The following is a 19,428-nucleotide window of genomic DNA, read 5'->3' on the forward strand; positions in this document are numbered from 1 at the left end:
AAGCCCGAAAGTAGGGCGTACATGTGATCTAATTACGACATTGACGACGTAATGTGTTCATAGTTTATATCGCACAACGCGAGTTTATTTGGTTTATTTATGTCAGATAACAAGAGTCACATTAATCATTTGCTTAGCAATGAGCAAAAATGGCAACACAGTTACGAGCAACCTATTTCTTATGCACCCCTTGTGCAATTGGCTAATAGTAGCTGGGTAGTGCCACAACATTTTTTACGTTACAAGCACACGCTTGAAAGCGTAAACGAAGTGCTTGAGAGTATTGAGTTTTCGGCTCACTTTAGAGTGCTTGCTGCACAAAAAGGTGAAGAAATTTACCTGCAAGTAGCAGTGCTGAGCCCAGATAACTATCAAAAAAGTGCATCTGCAAATGAAGGCAAAGCCAAAAAGCTATTATTTGGCAGACGCTGGATAGTAGAGGAAAACTTACCTACTTCAGAACTTATTCAAACTGCATTTTTAGCGTTAAAAGTAGCGCGTGAACATGAAGTAAGAGAGCTTTTTCAGTTAATGCAAAGTGGCGCAACAAGTACGCCATTTAATAACCATCACGACTTACCGGTAATGGCTCAAAACCCTGAGCTTGTTAAAAGTGAAAGTGCTGAAAGCCGTGTTGATGAAGTGCTTAAATGTATTGTATTTGCAGGAAAAAGTATTGAGCTTAAGAGCCAGCAGCAAATAGCCGAGCAACATTTATATACTGTTGAGCTGTTGTGTGAAGATTGCCAACTTAGCGAGTTTAATAAAAAAACAATCGCGTTTTTAACAGCAGATCCATCCGCTAATAGCTTTTTACACGCCTTAATTACAGCATTAGTAGCCACAAGCAATGATTACGTAAACGAGCAATTTAAGTACAAAGGTTTTGCCCGCTTTAGTAAGCACGTTGTGGTTGAACAAATAGGTAACTTAAGTATCGCTATGCGCTCGCCAAGTACTGTAGGGCTTTGCTCTATGGGTAAGCAACATGCTAACCAGTTAAATTTTGAGATAGACAGCGGGCGAGCACCACAGGGCTGCGGGCAAGCTATTGGTGGGTTTTTAGCTGCTCACGGTATTGAGCAGCCAGAAAATGCACATTTATATCCAAATTACTTATAACAATTTAAAGTTTATTAATTTCATCTTTAACGCTAAAGCTTGAATCGGTAACAATAGCCTCAAGTGTTTGTACACGCTCTTTTAATGCAAGCACTTGTGCATCTGTTTCAGCTAATTGTTTATGGGCATCGCTGTTGTTGTTTTGCATTTTATGCTTAAACTCAAGATGCTTTTTATACATATCGTAAACCACTCCTGAGCCAACCGAAATTAGCACAATAAGTACAATCATCGTAGTTCCAGACATAACCTCATTCCTTATCATTTTATTATTCGTTTATGGTTAAAGTATAACCTTTAAGCGCTTTTGATAAAGCTGACAATTGTAACTTAATTTGTATACTTTACTTAAGCTCAGGTTTGAGCGTGTTCATCATTTATACACTTCAGATATTGTTTAATGGCTGCATAGCCACCATATAATAAACATACTTTAGCCAATACAGTGAGTTGCCATGTTAAATAATAAAATACCTCCCGTTATTGTTGTGCTGTTTTTTGCAGGCATAATGGCGCTTATTGCGCATTACAGTGTTATTGATTTCACCGCATTTATTACCTACTTAGCAGCAAGTTTGGTCATTATAGGGTGTGTTTTTTGTATTGCAGGGGTGGTGAGTTTTAAAATAGCAAACACCACTGTAAACCCTAATAAACCTGAGCAAGCGTCAAAACTTATTACTAGCGGTATTTATCGGATTTCGCGTAACCCAATGTACGTAGGTTTTGCATTTATTTTAGCAGGGTGGGGTATTTGGTTAAGTTCCTTGTGGGCACTTTTATGTATTATAGGGTTTATTGCGTATTTAACGTTTTTTCAAATAATACCCGAGGAGCGTGCGCTCACTAAATTATTTGGCGAAGAGTTTACCGCCTATAAAGCGCGCGTAAAACGCTGGTTGTAATCTCTACGTTAAAATTAAACAAACAAAAAAGGCTATCGATGATAGCCTTTTTTGTTTACAGCAATTGTATTACTAATTAATTGGTGCTTATTCGTATTCTAACGGGTCTGTAATGTTATTTAGTGCAAATGCTTCAAGGCGTTCTTGGCACGCGCCACATTTACCACAGGCCTTTTCACGGCCGTTATAACAAGTCCACGTTTGGCTGTAATCTAATCCCATTTCAATACCGTCGGTTAAAATACCAATTTTAGTATTGTTTAAGTATGGGCTAAAAATTTCTACAGCGTCGTAATTTGCAATACGGCATACATCATCCATTTTTTGCACAAATTCAGGACGGCAGTCAGGGTAAATAGCATGATCCCCAGAGTGAGCGCCGTAATAAACTTGGCCAGCTTTAAGTGATACCGCGTAACCAACAGCAAGCGAGAGCAAAATCATATTACGATTAGGTACAATCGTACTTTTCATGCTTTCTTCTTCGTAATGGCCTTCAGGCACATCAATGTCATCAGTAAGTGATGAGCCACCAATAAGTTGGTTAATCGCCGAAATATCAACAATTTTGTGTGGAACGTTTAATTTTTCACACACACTTGCCGCCACTTTAAGCTCTTTTACATGACGCTGACCATAGTCAAATGATAGGGCATATACATCATGGCCTTGTTGCAGGGCTTTATTTAATACGGTAAATGAGTCCATACCGCCGGAATAAATAACAACTACTTTTTGCGTCATATCTGTTTTGCTCTTAGTTTTAATAGAGGTTTATATCAGGGCGCGATATACTACACGGCCGCAGCTTAAATAACAATTTTTGCACAGCGCTTTTTGGTTTTTTAATAGTAGCAATTTGGCTGCTAGGTAGTAAGTGAGATCTCTTTTGTACAAAATTAATGAAGTGTTTGAAACCATTCAAGGTGAAGCTAGCTTTACTGGCACACCCTCAATATTTTTACGTCTGCAAGGCTGCCCAGTAGGCTGCTCTTGGTGCGACACTAAGCAAACGTGGGATGTTGATAATGTATATAAAGTATCGCTGGATGAAACCGTAGAAAAAAAAGCCGACTCAGATCATTGGGCTAACGCCAGTGCAGAGCAAATTTTAGCGTTGTTTCAATCACGTGGTTATACCGCAAAGCACGTAGTAATTACCGGCGGCGAGCCATGCATGTTTGATTTAAATCCTGTATGTAACTTATTACACGAACACGGCTTTAGCACACAAATAGAAACCAGCGGCACGTTTGAAATACTCGCCCCAGAGCAAACATGGGTAACGGTATCGCCAAAAATTAATATGCGCGGTGGTTATGAAGTACTTACCAGCACCATGAAGCGTGCAAACGAGATAAAACACCCCGTTGCTATGCAAAAGCACGTAGAAGAGTTAGAAGAATTATTTGCTAAAACAGGCGTTAATCCAAAGCTTGTTTACTTGCAGCCAATTAGCCAAAAAGTATCAGCAACTAAATTAGCAATCGACACCTGTATTGCCAAAAACTGGCGCCTATCAATACAAGTACATAAGTATTTAGGAATTAGTTAAAGAGTAGCTTAAAGTTATAGTACGTAGGTTGGGTAGAGCGTAGCGAAACCCAACGAGCCTCCAATTCCACACCGTTTTATAACAACGCTCTATAATATTTAAATACACAGGCCGTATAAGCGAAGCGCCATCCGACAGCCCTGTACTTTATAGCCTGAACTTTATAACCTAAGATTACATCTACCCTAAAGCTCATATCTTCTTCGTTAATTGTGCTAATTAGTTTACTATGCGCGACTTAAAAATATTCTACTACTTACCACTAGGCTTATATGTCCGCAAATGCACTTTACACCGACCTCTCTGATTACTACGACTTAATGTGCGCAGATATAGATTATCAAGCCCAAAGCAATTCTATTCACAGGCTGCACCAAATTTTTGGTAATGGCGCAAATACCCACCTCGATTTAGCATGTGGCACCGGCCCGCATGTACGCCACTTTATTGATTACGGCTATAAAAGTAGTGGGCTTGATTTAAACCAGCCAATGCTCGATAAAGCAAAAGTTCGTTGTCCAGAAGCGCAATTTTCGTTGCAAAACATGAGTGAATTTAAAGTAACCGAGCAATTGGATTTAATTACCTGCTTTTTGTATTCAATCCATTACTGCGACGGCATTAATAAGCTAAAAGAATGCCTTGCCAGCGTACACAGCGCATTAAACGTGGGTGGAATATTTTGCTTTAACACGGTTGATAAAAACAAAATCGACAGCGATTCATTTGTAGAGCACACAGCAACAAGCGAAAGTAGCTTCTTCACATTTCGCTCTGGTTGGCATTACAGTGGCACTGGCAGCAAACAGTTATTAAAACTCAACATCGAAAAAACCACCGCAGATAAAACACTCGTATGGCACGACGAGCACCCAATGGTTGCTTTTAGTTATACCGAGCTTAAAGAAGCCTTAAAGCCGTACTTCGAATTCCACATATTTGAACATGACTACGACAAAATAACCCCATGGGCACAGCGCTCAGGCAACGCCATTTTCGTCTGCGTAAAAATTTAAGAAAAACGCGTAGGTTGGTAGAGCGTAGCGAAACCCAACGAGCTCCAATGAACCTCCAATACCCACGGCCCAATAACTCCGCATTATATATTTGAAAATGTAGGTCGGATAAGCGAGGCGCCATCCGACACAGTAACTTATTTAAGTTTCGGCGAATATAAATAACTAGTTTATATAACTTTTTATGTTTTTATTTACATTAAAATCATAATTTTAAGCCAATATTAACAATAAAAAAGCGGGTATCTTAATTGAACAAGCCAAGCTGCTACTTAAGCTAATTTCTGAACTAAAAGCCCATTCTATTGTTACTTTCGAAGGGAATTAGGATGGGTGTCAACGTTATTATTGTTGTTTTTAGAAAGATAAGAATATATTTGAATCTATCTATGTATCTGTTATTGTTTTCCTCGGCTTATGGGCAGATTTTTAGTTCGCGCTTCGCGAACAGTGAAACAATTATCCGTCTGGATTGCATCTTATAGTTTCTCATAGTTGCTTCCGTATATAATAATGCCTAGGAGTGCCCATAAGCCACCACTTATAAATGGATTTATTTATGCCAAGACTTACTCATTTAAAAACAGTCTCATCGAAGCCCGGTTTCGCAAGAGCTTTAAATGTAGACCCTCGCTTCTTAACTCGTTGCTTGTATGTTGTAAGACCAGAAAATCAATATCATCAGTTTTCGATTGATAAAAAGTCTGGCGGTCAAAGGCTTATAAATGCACCATCGGATGACTTGAAAAGTTTACAATCTTCCTTATCTAATTTATTGCTAGATTGTATTGATGAGATTAATAAAAATAAATATCCAGAATCTCAGATTGCTTCTCCAAAAATGCTTTCGCCAAAGAAAAAAGATCATATTGCTGAAGTTCTAAAAATTAAAATTCCAAGCTCTGAGCATAAACAACCTTCCTTATCTCATGGTTTTGTTAGAGAACGTTCAATTATTACTAATGCAATGATGCACTTGGGTAAGAAGAATGTGCTCAATATCGATTTAAAAGATTTTTTTGATAGTTTTAATTTTGGTCGCGTGCGCAGCTTTTTTATTAAGAATATAAATTTTCGATTAGATCCTAGTATAGCAACAATGATTGCTCAAATTGCTTGTTACAAAGACACCTTGCCTCAAGGAAGTCCTTGCTCTCCAGTAATAACTAATTTAATTACTCATAGTCTAGATATTCGTTTGGCTTCATTAGCAAAGGATTATAAGTGTACTTACACAAGGTATGCTGATGATATTACCTTTTCTACTAGAAAATCAGTATTTCCACCTCAAATAATGAGGGGTAAAGTTGATGATAATCATGGTTATATACCGGGAGAAAAATTAACTAATGAAATTAAACGTGCTGGCTTTTTAATAAATCATAAAAAAACACGTATTCAATATAAAGATTCAAGACAAGATGTTACTGGCTTAATAGTAAACCAAAGACCGAATACTAAAAAAGAGTATTGGCGCACAGTACGGGCTAAGTGTAATTTTCTATTTAAAACGGGAGAGTTCACTTCAATTAAAAATGATATTGTGGTTGCTGGAAATATAAATGAACTGGAAGGGCAGCTCAACTTTATTGACCAAGTGGATCATTACAATAGAATTAGGCAAAAAAGTCCCTTAAAGCCTGAGCTGGCATTAAAAAACGTAGGAAGTAATACTAAGCTACTTCTATCGGGCAGAGAGAAAACGTTCAGCCAATTTATATTCTATCGTTTATTTTATGGCAATGATAAGCCGACAATTTTATGCGAAGGTAAAACTGATAATATTTATATTAAATCAGCTATCAGTGAGTTAGTTATTAGTTATCCAAAGTTAGCAAGAGTAGCTAAGAATGAGTATAAGTTATTAGTTCGCTTCGTTGAGTACTCAAAGCGGACCCGATTTTTACTGGAGCTATATGGTGGAGCTAGCTATTTAAAAGACTTTATTGTTAACTACCGGACACAATTTAAAAAGTATAAAGCGGCTAAACCACAGCACCCTGTAATTATAATCATTGATAATGATGCTGGGCCAAAAGATGCGGGTATCTTTGGTTACATTTCTAATCAAAAGGAAGCAAAAATATATCCTCAAACTTTGGATTTAAAAAAAGATTTGAGAAGTGCAAACTTCGTACATTTATTTCATAATCTATATATTGTAATGACACCTAAAGGTATTAAAGATTGTGATACCGATATTGAATACTTCTTTACTGACAAGGACCGACTTAGAGAACACTCTAAAAAATGTTTCAACACCGTGGCTAAACGAAACGCTGACAAAGACCTTAGTAAAGATGCATTTGCGACACATATCATAAAAGCACAAAAGAAGAATATAAACTTTAATGGTCTGAAGCCATTACTAGATCGTATTATGATGGCAATTGACCATTATGATATAAATAAGTAAAGGTTGTATGTCAAAGCTAAGCCGAAGGGATGCAAATCTCTATTTTCAGACATCAATCTACCTCTGGATTCTGCTTTTACTTAACCCAAATATTTAATAACTAGCATAAAAAAAGCGTTGCCCTTGAGCAACGCTTTTCTGTATTTTTCTAGCAGCGAGTAACTTACTCTGCCGCTAACTTACTCAGCCACAAACTTATTCTGCTGCTAAATAATCCAAAACCACTTGGTGGTGATCTGTAGTTTTAAACTTATCAAATAGGTGTTTAATTTTACCGTCTTGGCCTACTAAAAATGTTAAGCGATGAATACCATCGTACTCTTTACCCATAAATTTTTTGTAGCCCCATACACCAAATGCTTCAGCAATGGCGTGGTCTTCATCGGCTAATAGGTCAAAATTAAGCTCTTTTTTAGTTTCAAAGTTTTTAAGGCGCTTAATTGGATCTGGGCTAATACCTACAACGCGGGTGTTAAATTTAGCAAGCTGTGCTTGCTCATCGCGTAGGTTTTCGGCTTGTACAGTACAGCCCGGCGTTGACGCTTTAGGGTAAAAGTACACAAGCACTTGTTGCTCTTTTAACAGCTCGCTTAATGTTACTGTTTCGTCGTTTTGGTTTTGTAGGCTAAAAGCGGGTGCAGTATCGCCAGCTTGTAATGGACTAATTGTGTTCATGTTTAGCATCCTTAACGAATTCGTTTAAAAATATAATCTACGTTTAGTGTGTGAGAAAGGCTCTCAAAACTAATTTTAAATTGATCTATATCTACATCAACAGGTATGTTGAATTCAAGTTCACAACGCATTTTAATGTTGTCTTCTTGAGAATAAGTGTCTGACTTAAGTGAGCAAATACTAATATTATTGTCGGCAAAAAAGCGCGTTACTTTGCTCAAAGTGCCTGGGGTGTCTATGCCTGTATATTCTAGTGTGTAACCTGCACAAAATTCGCTAGGAGTATGACTCGCTGTACGCTTCATCATGGTTAGCAGGCCAAGTTCCATGGCTTTAGTTGGTAGTACGTGCTCTATGCGGCTTATTGCCGACATGTCGCCGCTAAGTAGCATTATGAAGGTGAATTCGCAGCCTAAAATAGCAATACGGCTGTCAATAATGTTGCAGTGGCAATCGCTAACCAGTTGGGTTAGTTCACTTACAATACCGGGTCTGTCTTCGCCAATCGCTGTTAAAACAATTTGATGATTTGAAAATGCAGTCATGAGTTCAAATACCTTGTTACTTGGATTATATCAACCGAGTTGGCAACACCAAAAATACACACGAGAAGTTGCACGGCGGCGAAGTTTAACACAAAAAGGGCTCTAAACTACAGCACACGCTAATTAAGCGCTTTTAAAGTGCGGTGTTTCTTGTTTTTACTGGCACGGGAAAGTACCATAGCTAAAATTTGCTTATTTGCGCTTAGTTTTATTGCTAAGTTGAAGTGCTGAACTTTATTGCATTTAGGCAGCCAAATAATAAATGTAAAGTTAATATTGATTTTACACTGAACCAAATCGGCATTACCCACTCATATATTTGTTAAAACAATTAAAGGGTATGCTAAGGAGAAATATCTGTGCAGTATTGGATCCCAAAAGCACTTGCAGTAAGTGTATTGGTAAGTTTATCAGGGTGTAGTGTATTTATTAATAAGGCACATGACGAACGTAACTATCGTACGCATGAGCCTGTAAAAGCACCAACGTCGTTATCTCAACCAGCTCAAGACCCAGTTTATAAAATGGATGTAGGTCAATACGACAACAATCCTGAAGCTACAAATTACCGCCCACCGGCACAAGTATTAACAATTGCTAAAGGCAGTTGGGTAGAAGAGACAGATAAACAAGCGCGTATTTATTTTGATAAAAACGATGGCATTGCTGATTTAGATGAATTTCTTTGGGACACGATTCAATCAGTCCTCGCTGATAACAATGCAGGAACCACTAAAGAAGACAAGCTACTAGGTACTATTGAAACTGATTGGTACTCAATCATTAAAACCGAAGAAGGTTTTTGGTGGTGGGGCGATGAAGTTAACGATGACTTAGAAAAATTTAGATTCACTATTGAAGAAAAGTCACATCAGCGTACTGCGTCTTTACGTGTAGAGCTGATTGATTTTAAAGGCGACCATACGCTAACTGATTTGTTAAAACAGCAGTTAGAAGTACGTGCGCTTAACCAAGTAGTGAGCGAGTTTGATTACCGTTACCGTCAACTTGAAGTTGATATGCGTAAACGCCAAGGTATTATTTCTCTTGAAATGGGCTTTGATAACAAAGGTAATGCAGCACTTGTAACTGAGCAATCTTACGAAGCTGTGTTTGACCGTTTCTCTGGATTTTTAGAGCGCTTGTCGTTCACTATTGTTGAAATTAACCCAGATACGGGCTTAATTACTGCTGATTACACTAAACCAGAAACAAGTGTTTGGGATTCAATTTGGGGTGATGACGTAGCTCAACTACCTATTGATGAAGGCCAATACCAAATTTTAGTAAGTAAAACTAAAGAAGGCGGTACTAGCTTAACGTGGATGGATGATAAAGGCGAAACGCTTGAGCCAGGTACTATGAATGGTTTACAACAAGCATTAGAAGCAGCACTCATTCAGCGCGGCATTAAAATTTAAATAATAATAAGTTTTACCACAAAAAGAGCGCTATGCTCTTTTTGTGGTTTTTATAGGTTAATAAATATGTCTCAGCTACCTCATCGTTCACACTACACGTGGCGCACTTGGTTTACTTTTTTGGTTCCTTCGTTAATTGGTGTGTTTTTATTTATGACACCCATTAGTACCTCGCAAGGGATGACCATTCCTATTGCCGTTATGGCAAAAGCGGTTCAAGCAATGATGCTTGGTTCTGCTCAAGCAATTATTACTCTCATTATTTGTATTACAGGGGTTATCTCTGTAATTACTAAAGTGTTTAAACCCGCCGCTATATGTAACTCACCTTTGTTAAAGCATTTATTTGACGTGAGCTGGACATGGCTGGTGGTGCGCTTATTTGGTATGGCGTTTGGTTTAATGACGTACTTAAGCCTAGGCAGCGAGATGATTACCTCGGCCAATACTGGCGCGCTGGTATTAAATGACTTATTGCCAGTGTTGTTTTCGGTATTTATTTTAGCGGGCTTATTACTGCCGCTATTAATTAACTTTGGTCTACTAGAGCTTGCTGGTACGTTAATGACTAAAGTAATGCGCCCTGTATTTGGTGTACCTGGTAGAAGCGCGGTTGACTGTACTGCATCGTGGTTAGGTGATGGTAGTGTGGGTATTTTGATGACTGCAAGGCAGTACGATCAAAAGCACTATACACAACGCGAAGCGGCTATTATTGGTACTACGTTTTCAGCGGTTTCAATTACGTTTAGTTTAGTGGTGCTTGGGCAAGTTAAACTTGAATACCTATTTGCACCGTTTTACGCAACGGTATGTTTAGCCGGTATTGTTGCCGCTATTATTGTGCCGCGATTACCGCCACTGCGCTTTAAAAAAGACTTATTGATTGATGGTACTGAGCCAGATAGAGACGCTGAAACAATTCCGGGTCATAAAACTTTATTTGGTCATTCGTTAGATGTTGCATTAGCTAAAGCAGATAACTCAACGGGTGTTAAAGGTACTATAAAAGAGGGCTTACATAACGCGCTTGATATGGTGTTTGGTGTATTGCCTGTGGTTATGGCGGTAGGTACATTTGCACTGATCATTGCTGAGCATACGCCTATATTTCAGTATTTAGGTATGCCGTTTGTGCCATTTTTAGAGTTATTACAAGTACCCGAAGCGGCAGCGGCGTCGCAAACTATTATGGTTGGTTTTGCTGATATGTTTATTCCGTCAATATTAGCAGCAGGTACAATTGAAAGTGATGTAACGCGCTTTATTATTGCCGCAATGAGTGTAACTCAGCTTATTTATATGTCTGAGGTGGGCGCACTTTTACTTGGCAGTAAAATACCGGTAAATATTTTAGAGTTGTTTATTATATTTATTTTGCGAACGCTAATTACTTTACCTGTTATTGCGCTAATGGCGCATTGGTTAGTAGGCTAAATTAACGAAAATATAATTAAGCGAATCGGTATTGTTAAAAAAGCCCTGATTAATCAGGGCTTTTTTGTGTCTGTTGTATTTTTAATATTGGCGTTGGGCTTTTTAAACTCCGTTTTTGCAGAGAGTCTAATCAGCGCAATATTACCAATGACAATAGCAAAAATAACGGCGACAATAATTACAATATGCCAAGTTTGCATCGCAGTATCACTTAATATTTAGTACGTTTAAGTGTGACCGTTTTACGCTATAACAGCAATTAAATTACTCAAAACACAATCAATAATTTTAAACGCAATCAATAACTTTAAACACAATCAATAACTTTAAACACAATCAATAACCTTAAAAACGTCTAGCTACCGAAAGCGTTAAAAAGTTAAGTCCTGGGTTTGGCTCTTTAAAGCCTGCGTTTGAATAGTGAATAACTCTAAGGGCAACATTAGTATGACCAAAGTCGGCAACAAGGCCTATGCGGTCTTCAAACTGGTAGTGAGTACTTATGTTTTTACCGGCAAACTGCGTTTCATCAATCAGTGATACACCAATGCCTGCTTCTACATAAAATGGGGTGTTGTTAAAACTAAAGGCAGGAAATTGCAGCACAGGTGACATAGCAAGTACTAGGTTTGATTGTGTTTCATCGCCGTGGCGGTATTCCCACATATTTACGCTGGTTTCAAAGTAAAAGCGTGCATCACCAATTATATTTTGCATGCTAGGTGCATGATACTGATACGCAAGCTTAACGCCGTTTACGTTACCTTCGCCTTTGAGAAAATCAACGGCATAACCGTGGTTCGATTGAGCAAAAGCAAGTTTGCCAAAAAGTGAAACTACTAATACAAAAGAGATAATAAGTGTTTTAAGTGACGTTTTCATAGGTGCCAAATGTTTGTCTGATTCAAGTGATAACTAAATGATAAGGGCGACCTATTAACAATTACAATGAGGACAAAATGCCGGTTGTATATGGCCTGTTAACGGTGGTTTCTAACTGCTTGAATTTATTTTAGTTATTTTATTGGTGCGATTTTGGCATTAATAAGTTGCTTATTTGTGCCTTTTTTATTGCGTATAGTTCGCGTAAATTACAGCCATCTTAATCACACAGACATATACAATTATGAAACTCTTTAAACTAATCGTTTTAGCCACTGCTTTTTTTAGTAGTTCGTTATTTGCACAAACTCAGCAATCGCCAGATCAGTTACTTGAATCAGTAGCCGATAAGCTATTTGCAGACATTGGCCAAGTAAATTCAAAAGGCACAGCAAGCAAAGACGCGATGGCTGCCATTGTTGAAAAACGTTTAATGCCACATATTGATGTTAAGTTTGTGTCGTTTAAATTATTAGGTAAACACATTAAAGGCATTGAGCGCGAGCAGGCAGTTCAATTTATAGATGCAGTAGAGCATTACTTAACAGGCACATACGCTGGTGCACTAATGAAGTACACAGGTCAAAAAGTAGTATTTGAGCGTAATAACGCAAAAAGTGACTCTGAGTACGCAACAGTTAACACACAAATTATTGAGCCAAATGCGCCTACAATCGACTTAAGTTTTAAGCTTCGTTTAGGTAAAAATGATGAGTGGAAAGTATACGATATTGTTGCCGAAGGCATTTCACTATTAAGTGCTAAGCAAAAAGAGATTATTCAACGTATTTCTGAAGTGGGTTTAGATCAAGTTATTAGCGAGTTAAAAAGTAAATAGACTATTTGTCTGGCTCTGATTAAGCCCAACTCCAACCTCAAAAACGGCCAATTACTTATGTACTTGGCCGTTTTTATATTTGTAAGTAAAGGATTGTTGTTATTGCGTAATTTTGCGCTAGCAGCAAAACAAAGGTGTGCTAGAATATCGACACTTTGATTAAGCGTGGTGTCAGCTAAAAACTGATATAACTTACCACCCCCAAGCCACACTGGAGTTGTGTTGTTTTAATGGAAAATGTACTGATTTGGCCAAAGGAATACCCATTACTTATTAAAGGACTGGTAGAACAAAACGGTGCCTTTATTTTAGATGCTTTGGAAGCTTGGCCTGCTTGTCGTTCTACAAATGAAGACGATGGTGTATGCACCACCGTGTTACCGCCTATTTATTATTTGGCATGGCTAACCCCGCTAGAACCATTTGAAGAATGTTACTTTCAACATATCTCTGAATATGACGAAGACGCACAAGCGTATATTAGTGCGGTTAAAAGCCATTACTACGATAATGAATACACCCCTGAAAGCTTAGTGCTTATGTTGTGCCAGCGCCTTGAAAAATACGCAAGTGTGGCTGCGCAAAACACCATAGATACGCCACTGTCTTTAGTCGATTTGTTTTTTAGTAAACGCTACTTCACGCTAATTGAGCATGCGCTAAATAATAAAAGTAAACTTTCGGCAAAAGATACATTAGCCCTTTGGAAAGAAGTTGATTTTAGAGAGCGCTTAAGTGCGTTTATTCCAGAGTCTATTGCTGATTTAGATACTCTTTCTGAACTTGCCAGCGAAAAAGTAGCAGCGGGTAAAGATTATTTTACGTTGCTTACACAGGTTTCTCCTGATGTTGACTCTGTTGTACTGCTAGAAAAAGCATTATTAACGCACCTACGTAAAAAAACAGCCAAGCAAACAATGGCAATGCGTTTTATTGAGCAAGGCGCTACAGGTGTTCTTGCTGATGAAAACAATAAAACAGCCTTTATGTGGGCCGCCGAAAAAGGCTTTGTAAATGTGGTTGAAACGCTACTTGCAAAGCAAGACAAAAAAGCGGTTGATAATTTAGGTAACACAGCACTTCATTACGCTGTATTTGCTAAAAATGAATCGTTAATGGTGCTGCTGATTAAGGCAGGCTATAACTTTAGAGCGCGCAATAAAGAAGGTTTAAGTTGTTACCGTTTGGCGGTTAGTATTAAAGCTAATAACTTAGTTAAATGCTTAGAGCGTGACTTTGGTATTAAAGAGCTTTCGCCGGAAGGGCAGTTTGATCGAATTAAAAAAGTACATGTGCTGCACGCTATTGTCACTATATTGCTGCCTTTGCAGTTGTTCTTCTTTTTTGATGAAACACTCTCTATTAAAAGTGAGCTGACGCTGAGTTTAACTATGGCGGCAGTGATTTGTTTTTTCTTTGCGACCACTTTAAAACGCTGTGCGTTATATCCACATATTAAACACCCTTGGGGCTTATTTGTGCTTAGAGGCTTTTCGTTTATTAGCTTAATTGCTCAAATAGGGTTGGCGAGCATTGTGGTGCTAGCTGCCTTAAGTGATTTGGTTTAGTCACTTTTAAACAGCTAATAAAAAACGCGCTTAAAGCAATTTAAGCGCGTTTTTTGTATTTATAACCGTTTATGGTTAAGCCTTATTTACCGTTCTCATTTGCTGCTTTTTCTTCAGCTAGTTCTTCTTTAAGCTTTCGGATTTTTAAACCTTGTTCTTGTCCGCGGTGTCTTGCGTAGTAAGTACAGCCAATAAACATTGAAGAGGCAAACACAAGCTCTAGCAATACCCAAATTAATTCATCAGGAGCGGCCCACAGCATGGTAAGTCCGTGAATAAAATACAACATTACAACAAAGTTAGCCCACGCATAAGTGTATGTATTATCTTTAATTATGCCTCTTAGCGGCAGTAGTAACGGAATAATAGGCAAAAATAAAGACACTAAACTCGCATTACCATTTAGAGGTGGCACAAAATACATCCACAGTGGAATAAGAACAAGTAAACCTACATAGCCAAATAGTGCGGCACGCTGAAACTTTACTGTAATCGGCTTTTTAGCTGGGTTGTCAGCTGTATTCATTTAAGTTTTCTCGCAATGTGAGTAAGGCGTTTACCAACGCTTTGGCATATTTTAATTTCGTCTTTGCTTAGCTGTGCACTATTAGCGCTGCCAGCAACGTGTGTTGCACCGTATGGTGTTCCACCTGTTTGTGTTGCAAGTAGTTCGGGTACATCGTACGGCACGCCCAGTAGCATCATACCGTGGTGTAATAGTGGCAGAGATAAGTTAAGTAAGGTTGCTTCATTACCACCATGCATACTGCTTGATGACGAAAACACACACGCTGGCTTATCTATTAACTGACCTTTTAACCACAAGTCGCTGGTGGTTTCCCAAAAGCTTTTAGCTTGAGAGGCCATCATGCCAAATCGGGTTGGTGTACCAAATGCTAAACCATCGCAATTTATTAAATCATCTTTGGTGATCACAATGTCGTGCGCATTTTTAGCCACAAAGGTGCGAAGCAGTGCTGTAGCACCTTGTTGCTCTATCGACTCTGCTATTTCGTGAGCCATTGCTTCAACTGAGCCATGGCTTGAGTGATAAAGCACCACTATGGTTGCACTCATTATAAAACGCTTAGTACGTTTACTGGTGGACGACCAATCGCTGCTTTATTGTTATTCACTACAATAGGGCGTTCAATTAGTTTTGGATTTTGTACCATGGCATCTATTAATGCTGATTCACTGCTTTCATCTTTTAAATTAAGTGCTTTGTAGTCATCTTCTTTTGTGCGCATTAATTCACGTACGGATGAAAAACCAAGTTGGATTACAAGCGTTGAAATTTGCTCGTGTGTAAGAGGCGTTTTTAAATACTCTACAACACTTGGCTCTATTGCTTTACTTTGCAGTAGCGCTAGCGTTTCGCGTGATTTAGAACAACGAGGGTTGTGGTAAATAGTAACAGACATAAAATGATTCCAAAGTGTGAATTGCGTCTATTTTAGGGTAACCGCTTGCAGACTTAAAGTCTTGCAAGCTCTTTTTGTAAAAGTCGATACTGGGTAAGTAGTGCTTTTAAACGTTGTTGCTTTACAAGTTGAGTAGGCTCTACAAAGTTTAGTGCTTTTTGTACTTCGTCTGCGGCTTTTAAATAAGCACCATATTGTGCTAATACATCGGCGTTAGCTTCGTGATAAGAGGCTAATTTATCTTGTTTTTTATACGCGTCTGCAAGGAGTTGTTTGCCTAAGTTATGATCTGGCTTTTCGAGTAAAAAACTCTTTAAAATATTTTCAGCAAGCTCATATTGCTCAGCTTCAAGTGCTGAGTTGGCATAGTTAAGTGTAATTACCTGATTATTAGGGCGATACTGATTTAAGTCGGCTAAAAACTTAACGGCTTCATCTGCCTTTTTTTGTGCAATAAGTAAATCGGTATGGGTATCTATATAAAATAGGTTTTTAGGATCGTTTTTTAAAAGCTCGTCTAATATTGGTGCTGCTTCATCAAGCTTTTTTTGATCAAGCAAGCTTATGGCTAAGCCGTACTTTAATGCAGTGTTGTTGTAGGTGTTTTCGCGCAGTAGTTTTCTAAATAGATCTTCTGCGTTTTCTGGTTTGTTGTCATAGCGGGCAAGCACTCGACTTTTTGCTAAATTAAACTCAAGGCTCGCATTCATAAGGCGCACAGGAAATTGCTCTGCACGCAAACGTACATCTGATACACGGCTCTCTGGTAATGGGTGAGTTAGCAAAAATGCTGGTGGCTTGTATTTATAGCGAATTTGCGCGGCAAGTTTAGTTAAAAACTCACTCGATGCACGGGGATCAAATCCTGCATTATTAAGTGTTTGCATGCCTATGCGGTCAGCTTCTTGCTCAGCTGAGCGGCTATGCGTTAACTGGCTAAAAGCAGATTGTGTTTGGCTGGCAGATATAATGGCAATACCCGCGTCGGGTGCAACAACGGTTGCTAATATACCTGCAATCATACCGGCAATGGTCAGCGCGCTGTTATCTTGTTGCTGCTGTATTCTACGTGCTAAGTGGCGCTGTGTTACGTGAGCAATTTCGTGACCAAGTACCGAAGCAAACTGGCTCTCGTTATCGGCTTGCGCTATTAATCCTGTGTGCACTCCAACATGGCCGCCATAAAATGCAAACGCATTTATTTCTGGGTTATTTATCCAAAAAAACGAAAACGGAAAACGTACATCGTTAGCATTAGCAACAAGTTTACGGCCAATAGTCGTGAGGTATTCATCTAGCACAGGGTCGTTTATAACTGGCGATGAACCTCGTATTTGCATCATCATTACTTCGCCAATAGCTTGTTCTTTTTCAAGTGGCAGTGCTTGTAATGCAGATGTTCCTAAATCAGGAAGTGTGAAATTGGTTTGCGCTTTTAAAGGTTCGCTTACTAATAAGCTAAACGTAAGCGCGGCACTGCATAAAGTGATAAATGCTGATTTTAGCTGCATTTTATTCCTTGTTAATTTGTTCGCCAATTGCAATTTTGGCTATGTCTATTTCGTCACTGCTTGCACGGCTGTCTTTTTCGCACAATTGGTATAGTTCTTTTATTGTGACTCCATCAAGCTTTACAACGTTCAATTCTCGCTGCAAAAAAGTAATAATTTTATGTACTACTTTATGTGCATGTAAAATAATGGCTTTATCTGCTTTGTCGCCCCGTTCAAAATAAAAGCCAATAAACTTATGTAACTGACTTATTCTGATCAGGTTTTTCATTGAATGTGGATCCCACACTCTAAACTCCATAAAGCGATTATTTTTTATGTATTGGTCAACAATAACATCTTTAGCATAAGGCTGTGCCCATAGCTCAAAGCCTCTGTCGGTAAAAACTTGGTGCAGCGCAATACGTGGCTTATGTTTAGTGTGTATTAAACCAAGGCTGTCTTCATGGCCTTCTAATAAATCTAAGTTCCAATTGCGTTTATCTATAAGTTGTTTAACTGCATTATCGAATCCATGATCTAAAATCCCTTCAGATTCGCTTATTGATGAGGCAACAAGGTGATAAAAAGGAGGTAGTTCGCCCCAATTAATTTGCTTTTTAAACCAATTAATCTCTTTGAGTGTTGGATTACTTGGTAGTTGCGCTTTATTATGCGTGCCAGGCATTAACTTATCCTTACTGCTAGTTATGTTATAAGGATAAACTATTGCAGGTATTGTTTTAACAAAAAGTTACAACGGTTTGGGCATATAAGTATATTGACCGTAAATATGCGACTTATTATTCATTTACTATACGGATAAAGTAGTTATGGTAGAGCGCGATTTAAAAGAGTTTAAATGCCCTCAGCAATTTGTGCAGTTTAAACTTGCGCTACGAAGTGCGCAATCTTCAAAACAACGTATCACTTTTAGTCTTAATAAAGGTGAAAGTGCGAACGATATTGAACGTTTTTTGCAAAAAAATGCTTATAGTTACAATTTTGATAAACAACGTGGGTTGTTATTAGTGGAGCCATTACATGTTTGAATACGTAAAAACATGGTACGAAAGGAAGTTCTCGGATCCTCATTCGTCTACCTTATTATTTTTATTATTGGCCTCAGTGGCCTTACTTTACTTTTTTGGCTCGTTAATTGTTCCTGTGCTTGTTGCACTGGTTATCGCTTATTTACTTGATTGGCCGGTTGTTCATTTAGAGCGCGTTGGCTTAAAACGTTTTACTGCAACGATTATTGTAATGTTGATATTTATTAGCATTATGCTCACCCTTATTTTGGTTATTGGCCCAGTGCTTTGGAAGCAAACCAGTAACTTAGTGCAAGAAACCCCGCATATGTTAGAGCAAGGGAAGTCTTATTTAATGGCTTTACCTGAACAATATCCAAGTTTAATTAACATAGATCAAGTACAAGCTATTGTTGCAACGGTAGAAGCTAAAATCATTGAGTTTGGTCAAACTGTATTGTCGTTTTCACTTACGTCATTAAAAGATGTTGTTGCATGGCTTATATATTTAGTACTTGTGCCGTTACTGGTGTTTTTTATGCTTAAAGATAAGCTGGAGCTAACGGGGAGTATTGCTAAACTGATCCCGCAGCAACGACGCTTAATTTTGCAAGTGTGGCACGAAATGAATCAACAAATTATGAATTACATTCGCGGTAAAGTGTTTGAAATTTTAATTGTTGGTGGTGTGTCTTTTATTGCATTTACTGTTTTAGATTTACGCTACGCCGCATTACTTGGTGTGCTTGTTGGCTTGTCGGTATTAATTCCATTTATTGGCGCGGCACTCGTCACTATTCCGGTAGCGGCAGTTGCGCTGTTTCAGTTTGGATTAGAAACACAGTTTTGGACCATTTTAATTATTTACGGAATTATTCAGGCGCTTGATGGCAACGTGCTTGTGCCACTATTATTTTCTGAGGCGGTTGATTTAAATCCGGTATTTATAATTGTCGCGGTATTATTTTTTGGTGGCTTGTGGGGATTTTGGGGCGTATTTTTTGCCATCCCGTTGGCTTCATTAGTAAAAGCGCTAATAACAGCTTGGTCGTCAACGCATGAAGAGATAAGTAAAGAGGTCAGTGAATAATTAAGTAAACAGA

General features: G+C 38.4%; 22 protein-coding genes. 11 read left to right on the top strand and 11 right to left on the bottom strand.

Annotation, left to right across the window (positions count from 1 at the left end; all coding sequences use genetic code 11):
• Window positions 1-99: 99 nt before the first annotated feature.
• Window positions 100-1,122 carry a hypothetical protein gene (locus tag I6F44_RS11415; RefSeq protein ID WP_197173797.1) on the top strand — a complete coding sequence of 341 codons (1,023 nt, stop codon included), beginning with the start codon at window positions 100-102 and terminating at the stop codon, window positions 1,120-1,122.
• Between the two features lie 4 nt (window positions 1,123-1,126).
• On the opposite strand, the gene I6F44_RS11420 is transcribed toward I6F44_RS11415, so the two are convergent.
• Window positions 1,127-1,369, bottom strand: a complete 243-nt coding sequence (locus tag I6F44_RS11420) for a hypothetical protein (protein WP_197173798.1) — start codon at window positions 1,367-1,369, stop codon at window positions 1,127-1,129.
• Window positions 1,370-1,577: 208 nt separating this feature from the next.
• Between I6F44_RS11420 and I6F44_RS11425 the strand changes: the two genes are divergently transcribed.
• A complete protein-coding gene (locus tag I6F44_RS11425) occupies window positions 1,578-2,027 on the top strand; it encodes a methyltransferase family protein (RefSeq protein WP_007583901.1) in 450 nt (149 codons plus the stop codon).
• Between the two features lie 87 nt (window positions 2,028-2,114).
• Here the strand turns inward: I6F44_RS11425 and queC are convergent, their stop codons facing one another.
• Window positions 2,115-2,771: a 7-cyano-7-deazaguanine synthase QueC gene (gene queC, locus I6F44_RS11430; protein ID WP_007583902.1), complete on the bottom strand. Its 657-nt coding sequence runs from the start codon at window positions 2,769-2,771 to the stop codon at window positions 2,115-2,117.
• A gap of 145 nt (window positions 2,772-2,916) precedes the next feature.
• Here queC and queE point away from each other — a divergent pair, with 145 nt between their 5' ends.
• The 3 genes from queE (at window position 2,917) to I6F44_RS11445 (ending at window position 7,014) form a co-directional block, all read left to right on the top strand.
• Entirely contained in the window at window positions 2,917-3,582 is a 666-nt protein-coding gene (gene queE, locus I6F44_RS11435; RefSeq protein ID WP_002960417.1) for a 7-carboxy-7-deazaguanine synthase QueE, read from the top strand.
• Between the two features lie 272 nt (window positions 3,583-3,854).
• On the top strand, window positions 3,855-4,598 hold the full coding sequence (locus I6F44_RS11440; protein WP_197173799.1) for a class I SAM-dependent DNA methyltransferase: 744 nt from the start codon (window positions 3,855-3,857) through the stop codon (window positions 4,596-4,598).
• A gap of 559 nt (window positions 4,599-5,157) precedes the next feature.
• Complete coding sequence (locus I6F44_RS11445) at window positions 5,158-7,014, top strand: retron Ec67 family RNA-directed DNA polymerase/endonuclease (protein ID WP_197173800.1); 1,857 nt, start codon at window positions 5,158-5,160, stop codon at window positions 7,012-7,014.
• A 195-nt stretch (window positions 7,015-7,209) separates the two neighbouring features.
• Here the strand turns inward: I6F44_RS11445 and bcp are convergent, their stop codons facing one another.
• Together bcp and I6F44_RS11455 are read right to left on the bottom strand one after the other, a co-directional pair.
• Entirely contained in the window at window positions 7,210-7,689 is a 480-nt protein-coding gene (gene bcp / locus I6F44_RS11450; protein ID WP_197173801.1) for a thioredoxin-dependent thiol peroxidase, read from the bottom strand.
• An 11-nt stretch (window positions 7,690-7,700) separates the two neighbouring features.
• On the bottom strand, window positions 7,701-8,234 hold the full coding sequence (locus tag I6F44_RS11455; protein WP_007583906.1) for a glycine cleavage system protein R: 534 nt from the start codon (window positions 8,232-8,234) through the stop codon (window positions 7,701-7,703).
• Between the two features lie 359 nt (window positions 8,235-8,593).
• Here I6F44_RS11455 and bamC point away from each other — a divergent pair, with 359 nt between their 5' ends.
• Window positions 8,594-9,655 (top strand): outer membrane protein assembly factor BamC, encoded by a 1,062-nt coding sequence (gene bamC, locus I6F44_RS11460; protein WP_024591010.1) that lies wholly within the window; start codon window positions 8,594-8,596, stop codon window positions 9,653-9,655.
• A gap of 66 nt (window positions 9,656-9,721) precedes the next feature.
• Entirely contained in the window at window positions 9,722-11,092 is a 1,371-nt protein-coding gene (locus tag I6F44_RS11465) for a YjiH family protein (protein WP_007583911.1), read from the top strand.
• A gap of 53 nt (window positions 11,093-11,145) precedes the next feature.
• Here the strand turns inward: I6F44_RS11465 and I6F44_RS11470 are convergent, their stop codons facing one another.
• Together I6F44_RS11470 and I6F44_RS11475 are read right to left on the bottom strand one after the other, a co-directional pair.
• Window positions 11,146-11,292: a DUF2897 family protein gene (locus I6F44_RS11470; protein ID WP_197173802.1), complete on the bottom strand. Its 147-nt coding sequence runs from the start codon at window positions 11,290-11,292 to the stop codon at window positions 11,146-11,148.
• A gap of 145 nt (window positions 11,293-11,437) precedes the next feature.
• A complete protein-coding gene (locus I6F44_RS11475) occupies window positions 11,438-11,974 on the bottom strand; it encodes an acyloxyacyl hydrolase (protein ID WP_101163303.1) in 537 nt (178 codons plus the stop codon).
• 244 nt (window positions 11,975-12,218) lie between these two features.
• Between I6F44_RS11475 and I6F44_RS11480 the strand changes: the two genes are divergently transcribed.
• On the top strand, window positions 12,219-12,812 hold the full coding sequence (locus I6F44_RS11480; RefSeq protein ID WP_197173803.1) for an MlaC/ttg2D family ABC transporter substrate-binding protein: 594 nt from the start codon (window positions 12,219-12,221) through the stop codon (window positions 12,810-12,812).
• A 230-nt stretch (window positions 12,813-13,042) separates the two neighbouring features.
• Window positions 13,043-14,380: an ankyrin repeat domain-containing protein gene (locus tag I6F44_RS11485; RefSeq protein ID WP_010555074.1), complete on the top strand. Its 1,338-nt coding sequence runs from the start codon at window positions 13,043-13,045 to the stop codon at window positions 14,378-14,380.
• 82 nt (window positions 14,381-14,462) lie between these two features.
• Here I6F44_RS11485 and I6F44_RS11490 read toward each other — a convergent pair whose 3' ends face one another.
• Genes I6F44_RS11490 through I6F44_RS11510 form a run of 5 tightly spaced genes read right to left on the bottom strand, consistent with a single transcriptional unit; the run spans window position 14,463 to window position 17,982 of the window.
• The gene (locus I6F44_RS11490; RefSeq protein WP_197103090.1) at window positions 14,463-14,906 is read right to left on the bottom strand and encodes a DUF2069 domain-containing protein; all 444 of its coding nucleotides are present in this window, start codon (window positions 14,904-14,906) and stop codon (window positions 14,463-14,465) included.
• The gene (wrbA, locus tag I6F44_RS11495; RefSeq protein ID WP_007581039.1) at window positions 14,903-15,457 is read right to left on the bottom strand and encodes an NAD(P)H:quinone oxidoreductase; all 555 of its coding nucleotides are present in this window, start codon (window positions 15,455-15,457) and stop codon (window positions 14,903-14,905) included. The genes I6F44_RS11490 and wrbA overlap by 4 nt, the downstream gene beginning before the upstream one ends.
• Window positions 15,457-15,804 carry an arsenate reductase (glutaredoxin) gene (gene arsC / locus I6F44_RS11500; RefSeq protein WP_197173804.1) on the bottom strand — a complete coding sequence of 116 codons (348 nt, stop codon included), beginning with the start codon at window positions 15,802-15,804 and terminating at the stop codon, window positions 15,457-15,459. Before arsC ends, wrbA begins: the two co-directional genes overlap by 1 nt.
• A gap of 53 nt (window positions 15,805-15,857) precedes the next feature.
• Window positions 15,858-17,315 carry a M48 family metalloprotease gene (locus tag I6F44_RS11505; protein ID WP_197173805.1) on the bottom strand — a complete coding sequence of 486 codons (1,458 nt, stop codon included), beginning with the start codon at window positions 17,313-17,315 and terminating at the stop codon, window positions 15,858-15,860.
• Between the two features lies 1 nt (window position 17,316).
• A complete protein-coding gene (locus I6F44_RS11510) occupies window positions 17,317-17,982 on the bottom strand; it encodes a hypothetical protein (RefSeq protein ID WP_197173806.1) in 666 nt (221 codons plus the stop codon).
• A gap of 145 nt (window positions 17,983-18,127) precedes the next feature.
• On the opposite strand from I6F44_RS11510, the gene I6F44_RS11515 reads away from it, so the two are divergent.
• Complete coding sequence (locus I6F44_RS11515; RefSeq protein WP_002961455.1) at window positions 18,128-18,346, top strand: sulfurtransferase TusA family protein; 219 nt, start codon at window positions 18,128-18,130, stop codon at window positions 18,344-18,346.
• Window positions 18,339-19,415, top strand: coding sequence for an AI-2E family transporter (locus I6F44_RS11520; RefSeq protein WP_007581049.1), 1,077 nt, complete (start codon window positions 18,339-18,341; stop codon window positions 19,413-19,415). The genes I6F44_RS11515 and I6F44_RS11520 overlap by 8 nt, the downstream gene beginning before the upstream one ends.
• The last annotated feature ends 13 nt before the right edge of the window (window positions 19,416-19,428 follow it).

It is taken from the genome of Pseudoalteromonas sp. NZS11_1 (genome assembly GCF_015864275.1).
GTDB lineage: Bacteria > Pseudomonadota > Gammaproteobacteria > Enterobacterales > Alteromonadaceae > Pseudoalteromonas > Pseudoalteromonas arctica.